Raw genomic sequence first — 11,330 nt, forward strand, 5'->3', positions numbered from 1 at the left:
GACCCAGCCCTTCGTGGGCGAGGTGCTGCTCGATACCGCGCCGGGCAACCTCGACATCGACCTCGGCGCGCCGTCGTCGCTGGTCGGCGTTGAGCCGACCCGGCCGCTCGAAACAGCCTCGGGCATGCTGGACAGCGGCCCTGCGGACTTGCGAGGTGACCTGCGCTCGTCGCCGCCGCCCAAGCAGCCGCCTCCCAAGGCCCCGCTCGAGCCGGAAGACAGCATCCTTGATCTCCCGATGATCGACATGCCAGAAGGCGAGACCGACGGCGACAGCGTCCAACACACCACCCCGTCGTCGTTTGACTTCGGTGAACTGTCGCTCGACCTGGGCGAAAAAGAGGAAAGCACCGTGCGCGGCACCCTGCAGACCGAAGAGATCGACGAGTCCGACCCGCTGGCTCGCAAGCTGGAACTCGCCGATGAGTTCCGCCGCATCGGCGACATGGAAGGTGCGCGCGATCTGCTCGAAGAAGTCGTTGGCAAGGCCGATGGCGCTTTGCGCTCACGTGCCCAGGCGATGCTCGACGAACTTGAGTGAGTAACAGCGGAAAGGCCCCCGGGGCCGCCGCTCACGAGGGGCCCATCAGTGGCCCCTCGGCTTTTGAGGGCCCCGCAGTCCAACGTTTGGCGTTGGGCGTGGCCTACCGCGGCGACCATTACCACGGCTGGCAAAGCCAGCCTAGCGGCCGCACGGTGCAGGACAAGCTCGAAGCCGCACTGAGCGAGTTCGCGGCGATGCCGGTCGGCACCCTGTGCGCCGGCCGCACCGACACGGGCGTGCATGGCCTGAACCAGGTCGTGCACTTCGACACTCCGCTGGACCGGCCCGAGTTTTCGTGGGTCCGGGGCACCAACCGCTACCTGCCCAAGGACATCGCGGTGCAGTGGTGCCGGCCGGTGGCTGCCAGCTTCCATGCCCGCAACAGCGCGCGTGGCCGGCGCTACCGTTATCTGCTGCTCGAATCGGCGGTCCGGCCCGCGATCGAGTTTGGTGGCTGCGGCTGGGTCTTTCGCCCGCTCGATGGAGACGCGATGCGCGCCGCCGCCGCACTGCTGCTCGGCGAACACGACTTCAGCTCGTTCCGCTCGTCCGATTGCCAGGCCTTGTCACCGGTCAAGCAGATGCGGCAGATCGACATCAGCCGCCACGGCGCCTATTGGCGTTTCGAGTTCGAAGCCAGCGCCTTCCTGCACCACATGGTGCGCAACATCATGGGCTGCCTGGTGACGGTGGGGCAGGGCAACCGCGCGCCCGGCTGGATGGCCGAGGTCCTGGCCGCCAGGAACCGTGATGCAGCCGCGCCGACCTTTGCCCCTGAAGGCCTGTATTTCGTCGGGCCGATCTACGATGCGCAGCATGGGCTGCCCGATTCGACGGCGGCGATGGACTGGCTTCCTTGAGCCGACACGCAACGATGACGCACCGGACCCGAATCAAGATCTGCGGCCTGACCCGCGATGGTGACGTGGACGACGCAGTGGAGGCCGGCGCCGACGCTGTGGGCTTCGTGCTCTATGCGAAAAGCCCGCGTTACGTCGACGCCGCACGCGCCGGTGTGTTGGCCAAACGCCTGCCGCCATTCGTGACGCCGGTGCTGTTGTTCGTCAATGCGACACCGGCCGAAATCGTGGCTGGTGTACAGGCGGTGCCGAATGCGCTGCTGCAATTTCATGGCGATGAAGCGCCCGAGCAATGCGAGGCGCCCGGCCGGCCCTACCTGCGCGCGGCCCGCATGGCACCGGGATTCGATTTGCTAGACTTGGCTTCCCGCCACCCGGAGGCCGCCGGCCTCTTGCTCGACGCCCATGTCGAGGGCTATGGCGGTGGTGGAAAGGCGTTCGATTGGTCTCTCATTCCCGCCAACGTCCCCTGTCCGGTCGTTTTGTCTGGTGGGTTGAATCCTGCAAGCGTGATCGATGGGGTGCTTCGCGTCCGGCCCTGGGCCGTTGACGTGAGCTCCGGCGTGGAGAGCGCAAAAGGCGTCAAGGACGCCGCGCTGATGCGCCGGTTCTGCGAGGCGGTGCGCGAAGCCGACAGTCGCCTGACGACTCGATAGCCGCGCCGCTCGCCGCCTCAGGCACCCCTGAACAGCGAGATTTCCATCATGCCAAGTTATCAGCAGCCCGACGCCTCGGGCCATTTCGGCCCCTATGGCGGCAGCTTTGTTTCCGAGACGCTCGTCCACGCACTGGACGAGCTGAAGGCGGCCTACGCCCACTACCGCAGCGACCCGGCCTTCATCGCTGAGTTCAAGAAGGAACTGAAGCACTTCGTCGGCCGGCCCAGCCCGATCTACCACGCCGATCGGCTGAGCCGCGAGATCGGCGGCGCGCAGATCTACCTGAAGCGCGAGGACCTGAACCACACCGGCGCGCACAAGGTCAACAACACCATCGGCCAGGCCCTGCTCGCCAAGCGCATGGGCAAGCCGCGCGTGATCGCCGAGACCGGCGCCGGCCAGCACGGCGTGGCCACCGCCACGATCTGCGCCCGCTATGGGCTCGAATGCGTGGTCTACATGGGCTCCGAAGACGTCAAGCGCCAAAGCCCCAACGTCTACCGAATGCATCTGCTGGGCGCCAAGGTCGTGCCTGTCGAATCGGGCAGCAAGACGCTGAAAGACGCGCTGAACGAAGCGCTGCGCGACTGGGTCACCAACGTCGAGAACACCTTCTACATCATCGGCACCGTGGCCGGCCCGGCGCCGTACCCGGAGATGGTGCGCGACTTCCAGAGCGTGATCGGCGAAGAGTGCCTGGGCCAGATGCCCGAGATGATCAACCGCCAGCCCGATGCGGTGATCGCCTGCGTCGGCGGCGGCAGCAATGCGATGGGCATCTTCTACCCGTACATCCCGCACGAGGGCGTGCGCCTGATCGGTGTCGAAGCGGCCGGCCTGGGGCTGGACACCGGCAAGCATGCCGCGAGCCTGTCCGCCGGCTCGCCGGGTGTTCTGCACGGCAACCGCACCTACCTGCTGCAAGACGAGAACGGCCAGATCACCGAGACGCATTCGATTTCGGCCGGCCTGGACTACCCCGGTGTCGGCCCCGAGCACTCGTACCTGAAGGACACCGGCCGCGCCGAGTACGTCGGCATCACCGACGACGAGGCGCTTTCAGCCTTCCATCGCTTGTGCCGCACCGAAGGCATCATCCCAGCGCTCGAATCGAGCCACGCGGTGGCCTATGCGATGAAACTCGCGGCGACGATGAAGCCGGACCAGCATCTGCTGGTGAACCTGTCTGGCCGGGGTGACAAGGACATCGGCACGGTGGCCGATTTGTCAGGTGCGGAGTTCTATTGCCGCCCGTCTTGCAAAGGCCAGACGGTGAAGGGAGGTGCGCAATGAGCCGCATCGCCACGACCTTCGAAGCGCTCAAGCGCGACGGCCGCAAGGCGCTGATCCCCTACGTGACGGCTGGCGATCCGTTCGCCGACGCCACCGTCGACATCATGCTGGCGCTGGCCGAAGGCGGTGCCGATGTGATCGAGCTCGGCGTGCCGTTCTCCGACCCGATGGCCGATGGCCCGGTGATCCAGAAGGCCTCCGAACGCGCTCTTGCCAAGGGCATCGGCATGTCACAGGTGTTGGAGATGGTGCGAGGCTTTCGGGCCCGCAACACGACCACGCCGATCGTGCTGATGGGTTACGCCAACCCGGTCGAGCGCTACGACCAGCGCCACGGCCGTGATGCCTTCGTCAAGGCCGCGGCCGAAGCCGGTGTCGACGGCGTGCTGGTCGTCGATTACCCGCCCGAGGAGTGCGGCGAGTTCGCCACGACCTTGAAAGCCCATGGGCTGGACCTGATCTTCCTGCTGGCCCCAACCAGCACCGAAGAGCGCATGGCCCAGGTCGGCGCACTGGCCAGCGGCTACGTGTACTACGTGTCGCTCAAGGGCGTCACTGGGGCTGGGCACCTGGACACCAGTGCGGTGRCCGAGGCCGTGCCGCGCATCCGTCGCCATGTGAAGGTGCCGGTGGGCGTGGGCTTCGGCATTCGCGACGCGGCATCCGCCCAGGCCGTGGGGCGAGTGTCGGACGGGGTCGTGATCGGCTCCCGGCTGATACAAATCCTCGAAAATGAAACGCGCGACAATGCGGGTTTGGCGGCGCGTCGCTTCATCAGCGAGATCCGCGCCGCGCTCGATGCCTTGTGACCCATCGCATCGCGTGATGTTCTGACGACGACAAGGAGCCTTGATCCATGAGCTGGCTTGAAAAACTGCTGCCCCCGAAGATTCAGCAGACCGACCCGAGCGAACGCCGCTCGGTGCCGGAGGGGCTGTGGATCAAGTGCCCTTCTTGCGAGTCGGTGCTGTACAAGACCGACCTGGAGCAGAACATCAATGTCTGCCCGAAGTGCGACCACCACCACCGCATCGGCGCGCGGGATCGCCTGAACGCCTTCCTCGACCCCGAAGGCCGCTACGAGATCGGTCACGAAGTGCTGCCGATCGACCCGCTGAAGTTCAAGGACAGCAAGAAGTATCCCGAGCGCCTGAAAGGCGCGCTCGAGACCACTGGCGAAACCGATGCGCTGATCGTGATCGGCGGTGCAGTGATGAGCGTGCCGGCGGTGGCCGCGTGCTTCGAGTTCGACTTCATGGGCGGCTCAATGGGCTCGGTGGTCGGTGAACGCTTCGTGCGTGGCGTCGAAGCGGCGGTCGAGCAAAAGGTGCCGTTCATTTGCTTCACCGCCACCGGCGGCGCGCGGATGCAAGAGGGCTTGTTCAGCCTGTTCCAGATGGCCAAGACCAACGCCGCATTGACGCGCCTGGCCAAGGCCCGCCTGCCGTTTATCAGCGTGTTGACCGACCCGACGATGGGCGGTGTCTCGGCCAGCTTCGCGTTTGTGGGTGACGTGGTGATCGCCGAGCCCAAGGCTCTCGTCGGCTTTGCTGGCCAACGTGTGATCAAGAACACTGTGCGTGAAGAGTTGCCCGAGGGCTTCCAGCGTGCCGAGTTCCTGATGCAGAAGGGCGCGATCGACATGATCGTCGATCGTCGTCAGCTGCGCGCGATGATTGCCCGCCAACTCGCTATGCTGCAGCGCCAAAACGCCGACGCTGTCGCCTGACGTTCTTCGCTATCCAACGGCCAGGCCCGGTGCCTGGCCGTTTTCATTTCGACGAGGCCTCGATGACTCGCACCCTGGACCAGTGGCTCGCGCACAGCGAAAGCCTGCACCCGAAGACGATGGACCTGTCGCTCGAGCGCGTGCAGCAGGTGCGCGACGCGATGGGGTTGCGTTTCACAGTGCCCGTGATCACCGTGGCCGGCACCAACGGCAAGGGCTCGACCTGCTCGATGATCGAGTCGATCGCGCGGGCGGCTGGTTACCGCGTCGGCCTGTACATCAAGCCGCATTTGGTGCATTTCGAAGAGCGCTGCCGCGTAAATGGCACGCCAGTGAGTGCGGACTCGCTCTGTGAAGACTTCGAGGCGGTCGAGCGGGCGCGCGGCGAAGTTGCGCTGACCACTTTTGAATTCAGCACGCTGGCCATCATGCAGCGCCTGGCTCGCGAGCCGCTGGATCTCGTGATCCTGGAAGTGGGGTTGGGCGGCCGCTACGACGCCGTCAATGCGATCGACGCCGACTGCTCGGTGATCACCARCATCGACCTCGACCACACCGAGTTCCTGGGTCCCGACCGTGAAAGCATCGGCCGCGAGAAGGCCGGCATTCTGCGCACCGGACGACCCGGCATCGTGTCCGACCCGATGCCGCCGCAGTCGATCATCGACACCGGTCTCGAAGTGGGGGCCGAGCTTTGGCTGAACGGGCGCGATTTCAACCACCAGGGCGATCGCCAGCAATGGGCGTGGAGCGGCCGTGGCCGGCGTTACCACGCGCTGGCCTACCCGGCGCTGCGCGGCGCCAACCAGCTGCTCAACGCTTCCGGCGCGATCGCCGCGCTGGAATCGCTGCGCGAGCGCCTGCCGATCACTGCGCAGGCCGTGCGTCTGGGGCTCGCCAGCGTCGACCTGCAGGGTCGGTTCCAGATCGTGCCGGGGCAGCCTGCGCTGGTGCTGGACGTGGCGCACAACCCGCAAGCCGTGTCTGCGCTGGCCCTGAACCTGGACCAGATGGGCTTCTTCCCGCGCACGCTGGCTGTCTTCGGCGCGATGCGCGACAAGGACCTGGCCGGCGTGATGGCGCGCATCGCGCCGCTGGTCGATCACTGGCATCTGACCAACCTGCCGCTGCCGCGCGCCGCCACCGCCGACGAACTGTCGGCGCAGTTGCACACACTGCAGGGCGACAAGGCCTCGTGCAGTACCCACGCATCCCCCACGGACGCACTGGCCGCAGCGCTGGTTGGGGCAAACCCCACTGATAGAATCGTGGTCTTCGGCTCGTTCTATACCGTGGGCGGCGTGCTGAAGCAAGGCTTGCCCCGGCTGAGCGCGCCGCACCAAGCCTGAAACCGGTTTTGATGGTCCGCAAGGGCCGGCTTGGTTGACGCGCCAAGCGCCCGACGGGTGCCTTCCCGACCGCCCCCGGTCGCCACTCGCCGCCGCCACGCATGGGTCTGCTGTCGAAATTCAAATCCAGCTCCAAGGACGCTCGCGCCGGTGCGTCGTCCACCGCCGATGCGAATGAAATCGTGCGCGATGCGCGCGCCAAAGCCCGCCGTCGCCTGATCGGCGCCGCGCTGCTGCTGGGCGTGGGCATCATCGGTTTTCCGCTGCTGTTCGAGACCCAGCCCCGGCCGATCGCCGTCGACATCCCGATCGAGATCCCGTCGCGCGAGAACGCCCCTGCGCTGGTCTCGCCAACGTCGCGGCCGGCCCGCAGCCAGCCGGTGGCCAAGCCGCCGGTGGAGCAGCCCGCCGCCACGATCGTGACTGAAAGCCAGCCCAAACCGGCGATCCATCCGGAGCCGAAGCCGCTGGTGGCGCCCAAGCCGCCCGAGCCCAAGCCGGAAGTCAAGCCCGAGCCGAAGGTTGAGACCAAGCCGGTCGCCAAACCGGTGGAGCCGCCCAAGCCTGCGGAGCCGAAACCCGAGGCCAAGCCGGCCACCAAGCCCGCTGAAGCGCCGAAGCCGGCCGAGTCCGCCAAGAATGGCGACGCCAAGGACGACGAAGGCCGCTACGTGGTGCAGGTCGGCGCTTTCGCCGAGGTGGGCAGCGCGCGTGAGGCGCGGATGAAGGTCGAGGGCCTGGGCTTGAAGACCTACACGCAGGTGATCGAGTCCGATTCGGGCCGACGCATTCGCGTGCGCACCGGCCCCTACGCCTCCAAGGCCGAAGCCGACAAAGCGGCCGCGAAGATCAAGTCCGGCGGCCTGCAGGCTGCGGTGCTGAAGCTCTGACGGTCATGGTCGCGGGCTTCAGCTGGGTCGATTGGGTGCTGGCCGTCGTGCTGGTGCTGTCGGTCACGATCGGCCTGTGGCGCGGGCTGGTCTACGAGCTGCTGGCGCTGGTCGGCTGGGTGGTCGCGTTCGCCGTGGCCAAGTGGTACGGCAGCAGCGTGGCGGAATGGTTGCCCGTGGGCTCCGCCGGCAGTTCGCTGCGCCTGGCGCTGGCCTACGCCGTGACCTTCTTCGCAGTGCTGATCGGCTGGACCTTGATGGCCAAGCTGGTGCGGATGATGATCTCGGCCACGCCGTTGACGGTTCTGGACCGCGCTTTGGGCGCAGGCTTCGGCCTGGCGCGTGGCCTGTTGATCCTGTTGACCGTGGCGGTGGTCGTTCCGCTGATTCCGCCAGCGTCCAACTCGGCGGCCTGGAAGGGCTCGGTCGGGGCCGCATGGCTGGCCGCGATGCTGCATGACCTGAAGCCGCTGTGGCCCGCGCGCGAGCGGGCTGCGACGCGAGACGCTTGAATCGGCGCTCGCCAACACGATCTTTCTCTTCTCTTAGATACGAACGGACCTCCCCATGTGCGGCATCGTCGGCGTGATCTCCAAACAGCCGGTCAACCAGCTGATCTATGACGCCTTGCTGCTGTTGCAGCACCGCGGCCAGGACGCTGCAGGCATCGTCACGATGCTGGACACCAAGTGCTTCATGCACAAGGCGCGTGGCATGGTGAAAGACGTGTTCCGCACCCGCAACATGCGTGCGCTGCCGGGCACGGTGGGCCTGGGCCAGGTGCGTTACCCGACGGCCGGCAACGCCTACAGCGAAGAAGAAGCCCAGCCCTTCTACGTCAACGCGCCTTTCGGCATCGTGCTGGTCCACAACGGCAACCTGACCAACGCCCACGCGATGAAGCAGGAGTTGTTCGACATCGACCGCCGCCACATCAACACCGAGAGCGACACCGAGGTGCTGATCAACGTGCTGGCGCACGAGCTTGAGCGCGCCGGTCGCGACCTGGCGCTGACGCCAGAACTGGTGTTCAAGGCCGTCAGTGCGGTGCACAAGCGCATCAAGGGCTCGTACGCGGTGGTCGCACTGATCGCGGGCTATGGCCTGCTGGCTTTCCGCGACCCGTTCGGCATTCGTCCACTGTGCTACGGCACGCTGGACACGCCGACTGGGCCGGAGGTGATGGTGGCCAGTGAATCCGTCGCGCTGGAAGGCACGGGGCACCAGATCGTGCGCGATATCGCGCCGGGCGAAGCCGTCTTCATCGACTTGGAAGGCCGCATTCATGCGCAGCAGTGCGCCGACTCGCCGACGCTGAACCCCTGCATGTTCGAGTTCGTCTACCTCGCCCGGCCGGACTCGGTGATGGACGGCATTTCGGTCTACCAGGCCCGTTTGAACATGGGCGAGACGCTGGCCCAGCGCGTGATCTCAACCATGCCACCGTCGCAGATCGACGTGGTGATCCCGATCCCGGAGTCGAGCCGCCCGAGCGCAATGCAGCTGGCGCAGAAGATCGGCAAGCCCTACCGCGAAGGCTTCGTGAAGAACCGCTACGTCGGCCGCACCTTCATCATGCCGGGCCAGGCGGTGCGCAAGAAGAGCGTGCGCCAGAAGCTCAACGCGATCGGCGTCGAGTTCAAGGGCCGCAACGTGCTGCTGGTCGACGATTCGATCGTGCGTGGCACGACCAGCAAAGAGATCGTGCAGATGGCCCGCGAGGCCGGCGCCAACAAGGTCTACATGGCCTCGGCCGCGCCGCCGGTACGCTACCCGAACGTCTATGGCATCGACATGCCGACCAAGGAAGAGCTGATCGCGCACAACCGCTCGATGGAAGAGATCCGCCAGTTCATCGGCGCCGACGCGCTGATCTACCAGGACGTTGACGCGATGAAGCGGGTGGTCGGTGCGTTGAACAAGAACCTGGCGGGCTTCGAGGCTTCGTGTTTCGACGGCGTCTACATCACCGGTGACGTGAGCGCGGCAGACTTCGACGCGATGCAGGCGCAGCGTGCTTCGCAACTCGACGACGAAGATGCGCCGGAGCGCGGCCGCCTGGCATTGCAGAGCAGGGACGACACATGAGCTCCGCACCTCCTGAAGGACTGCGCCCGGAAACCCTGGCGGTCCGTTCCGCACTGGCTCCCAGCCAGTATGGCGAGAACTCCGAAGCGCTGTTTCTGACCAGTGCTTACGTGCAGCCCGACGCTGCCACCTCGGCCCGCCGCTTTGCCGAGATGGAGGACTTCACCYACAACCGGACCAGCAACCCGACGGTGCGCAGCTTCGAGGCCCGCTTGGCGGCCATGGAAGGCGCCGAAGCGGCGGTGGCCACCGCCACGGGCATGAGCGCCATCCTGCTGCTCATCATGGGGCTGCTGAAGTCCGGCGACCATGTGATCTGCTCGCGCTCGGTGTTCGGCTCGACGATCTCCCTCTTCGCCAAGGAGTTCGGCAAGTTCGGCGTCGAGACGAGTTTTGTTTCGCAGACCGACCTGGCCGAATGGCGCGCCGCTTTGCGTCCGACGACGCGCCTGCTGTTCGCCGAGACCCCGACCAACCCGCTGACGGACGTGTGTGACATCCGTGCGTTGGCCGACATCGCCCGCGAGTCCGGCGCGAAGCTGGTGGTGGACAACACCTTCTGCTCACCGGCTTTGCAGCKCCCGCTCGAGCTGGGCGCCGACCTGGTGATGCATTCCGGCACCAAGTACCTCGACGGTCAGGGCCGCGTGATGGCCGGCGCCCTTTGCGGCCCGGCGGCCCTCATCAAGGATGTGTTCGGCCCCGTCGTCCGCACGGCCGGCATGACCTTGTCGCCGTTCAATGCCTGGGTCGTGCTCAAGGGCATGGAGACGCTGGCGCTGCGCATGAAAGCCCAGAGCGAAAACGCGCTGGCCGTGGCGCGCTGGCTCGAACAACAACCGCAGGTGGCTCGGGTGTACTACCCCGGCTTGGCTTCGCACCCGCAGCACGAGCTGGCGATGCGCCAGCAATCGGGGCAGGGCGGGGCGGTGTTGTCGTTCGACATGCGCGCCGACAGTCCCGAGGCCGCGCGAGCAGCCGCTTTCCATGTGATCGACAGCACCCGGGTCCTGAGCATCGCCACCAACCTGGGCGACACCAAGTCCATCATCACCCACCCCGCCACCACCTCGCACGGGCGCCTCACCGAGGCCCAGCGCCAGGCGGCCGGCATCGGGCAGGGCATGGTCCGCCTGGCGGTGGGCCTGGAACACGTAGACGACATCACCGACGACTTGCAGCGAGGCCTGGCCACGCTTTCGAACTGACTTCATGACCTCCGTCCGCACCCGTATCGCTCCATCGCCGACCGGCTTTCTGCACCTGGGCACCGCCCGCACCGCGCTGTATTCATGGGCCTATGCGCGCCACCATGGCGGCGAGTTTGTGCTGCGCATCGAAGACACCGATGTGGCGCGTTCAACCCAAGACTCCGTCGACCAGATCCTGCAGTCGATGCACTGGCTGGGCCTGGACTACGACGAAGGCCCGATCTACCAGATGCAGCGCCTGGAGCGCTACCAGGCGGTGATCGACAGCATGCTGGCGGCCGGCACGGCCTACCGCTGTTACACGACGCCCGAGGAGCTCGACGCGATGCGCGAGCAGCAAAAGGCGCGCAACGAGAAGACCGGTTACGACGGCCGCTGGCGCCCCGAACCCGGCAAGGTGCTGCCGCCGGTGCCCGAAGGCGTGAAGCCGGTGATCCGCTTCAAGAATCCGCGCGACGGCGAGGTGCGTTGGGACGACCTGGTCAAGGGCGAGATCGTCATCGCCAACAAGGAGTTCGACGACCTCATCATCCAGCGCGCCGATGGCGTGCCGACCTACAACTTCGCGGTGGTCGTGGATGACTGGGACATGGCGATCACGCATGTGTTCCGCGGTGACGAGCACATCAACAACACGCCGTGGCAGATCAACATCTACGTGGCGCTGGGGGCGGCGCTGCCGATGTTCGGCCACTTGCCGGTGATCC

At 66.3% G+C, this 11,330-nt stretch carries 12 protein-coding genes; all 12 read left to right on the plus strand.

The genetic code is table 11. The features are described 5' to 3' along the window. Positions 1–541, plus strand: a 541-nt coding sequence (locus AC1DYI_RS16795) for a FimV/HubP family polar landmark protein (protein WP_477205276.1), incomplete at its 5' end; no start/stop codon positions are given. A 92-nt stretch (positions 542–633) separates the two neighbouring features. Then, on the plus strand, positions 634–1,404 hold the full coding sequence (truA, locus tag AC1DYI_RS16800) for a tRNA pseudouridine(38-40) synthase TruA (RefSeq protein ID WP_477205277.1): 771 nt from the start codon (positions 634–636) through the stop codon (positions 1,402–1,404). 14 nt (positions 1,405–1,418) lie between these two features. Further along, positions 1,419–2,060 carry a phosphoribosylanthranilate isomerase gene (locus AC1DYI_RS16805; RefSeq protein ID WP_477205278.1) on the plus strand — a complete coding sequence of 214 codons (642 nt, stop codon included), beginning with the start codon at positions 1,419–1,421 and terminating at the stop codon, positions 2,058–2,060. 48 nt (positions 2,061–2,108) lie between these two features. Next, entirely contained in the window at positions 2,109–3,356 is a 1,248-nt protein-coding gene (trpB, locus tag AC1DYI_RS16810; protein WP_477205279.1) for a tryptophan synthase subunit beta, read from the plus strand. Then, on the plus strand, positions 3,353–4,165 hold the full coding sequence (trpA, locus tag AC1DYI_RS16815) for a tryptophan synthase subunit alpha (protein ID WP_477205280.1): 813 nt from the start codon (positions 3,353–3,355) through the stop codon (positions 4,163–4,165). Before trpB ends, trpA begins: the two co-directional genes overlap by 4 nt. A 47-nt stretch (positions 4,166–4,212) precedes the next feature. Then, entirely contained in the window at positions 4,213–5,085 is an 873-nt protein-coding gene (accD, locus tag AC1DYI_RS16820) for an acetyl-CoA carboxylase, carboxyltransferase subunit beta (RefSeq protein WP_477205281.1), read from the plus strand. 62 nt (positions 5,086–5,147) lie between these two features. Beyond that, positions 5,148–6,434: a bifunctional tetrahydrofolate synthase/dihydrofolate synthase gene (gene folC, locus AC1DYI_RS16825; protein WP_477205282.1), complete on the plus strand. Its 1,287-nt coding sequence runs from the start codon at positions 5,148–5,150 to the stop codon at positions 6,432–6,434. Positions 6,435–6,535: 101 nt separating this feature from the next. Continuing rightward, the gene (locus tag AC1DYI_RS16830; RefSeq protein ID WP_477205283.1) at positions 6,536–7,324 is read left to right on the plus strand and encodes an SPOR domain-containing protein; all 789 of its coding nucleotides are present in this window, start codon (positions 6,536–6,538) and stop codon (positions 7,322–7,324) included. A 5-nt stretch (positions 7,325–7,329) separates the two neighbouring features. After that, on the plus strand, positions 7,330–7,836 hold the full coding sequence (locus tag AC1DYI_RS16835) for a CvpA family protein (RefSeq protein ID WP_477205284.1): 507 nt from the start codon (positions 7,330–7,332) through the stop codon (positions 7,834–7,836). Between the two features lie 55 nt (positions 7,837–7,891). Continuing rightward, on the plus strand, positions 7,892–9,412 hold the full coding sequence (gene purF, locus AC1DYI_RS16840) for an amidophosphoribosyltransferase (protein WP_477205285.1): 1,521 nt from the start codon (positions 7,892–7,894) through the stop codon (positions 9,410–9,412). Then, positions 9,409–10,620, plus strand: coding sequence for an O-succinylhomoserine sulfhydrylase (locus tag AC1DYI_RS16845; protein WP_477205286.1), 1,212 nt, complete (start codon positions 9,409–9,411; stop codon positions 10,618–10,620). The genes purF and AC1DYI_RS16845 overlap by 4 nt, the downstream gene beginning before the upstream one ends. A gap of 4 nt (positions 10,621–10,624) precedes the next feature. Then, a partial coding sequence (gltX, locus tag AC1DYI_RS16850; RefSeq protein WP_477205287.1) for a glutamate--tRNA ligase occupies positions 10,625–11,330 on the plus strand: 706 nt, incomplete at its 3' end.

This window comes from Ideonella sp. P3_A4, from assembly GCF_056403075.1.

Bases quoted from the DNA above. Each gene is read 5' to 3' on its own strand.
- AC1DYI_RS16835 (WP_477205284.1), top strand. From the start codon at position 7,330: ATGGTCGCGGGCTTCAGCTGGGTCGATTGGGTGCTGGCCGTCGTGCTG.
- trpB (WP_477205279.1), top strand. From the start codon at position 2,109: ATGCCAAGTTATCAGCAGCCCGACGCCTCGGGCCATTTCGGCCCCTAT.
- accD (WP_477205281.1), top strand. From the start codon at position 4,213: ATGAGCTGGCTTGAAAAACTGCTGCCCCCGAAGATTCAGCAGACCGAC.
- purF (WP_477205285.1), top strand. From the start codon at position 7,892: ATGTGCGGCATCGTCGGCGTGATCTCCAAACAGCCGGTCAACCAGCTG.
- AC1DYI_RS16805 (WP_477205278.1), top strand. From the start codon at position 1,419: ATGACGCACCGGACCCGAATCAAGATCTGCGGCCTGACCCGCGATGGT.
- AC1DYI_RS16830 (WP_477205283.1), top strand. From the start codon at position 6,536: ATGGGTCTGCTGTCGAAATTCAAATCCAGCTCCAAGGACGCTCGCGCC.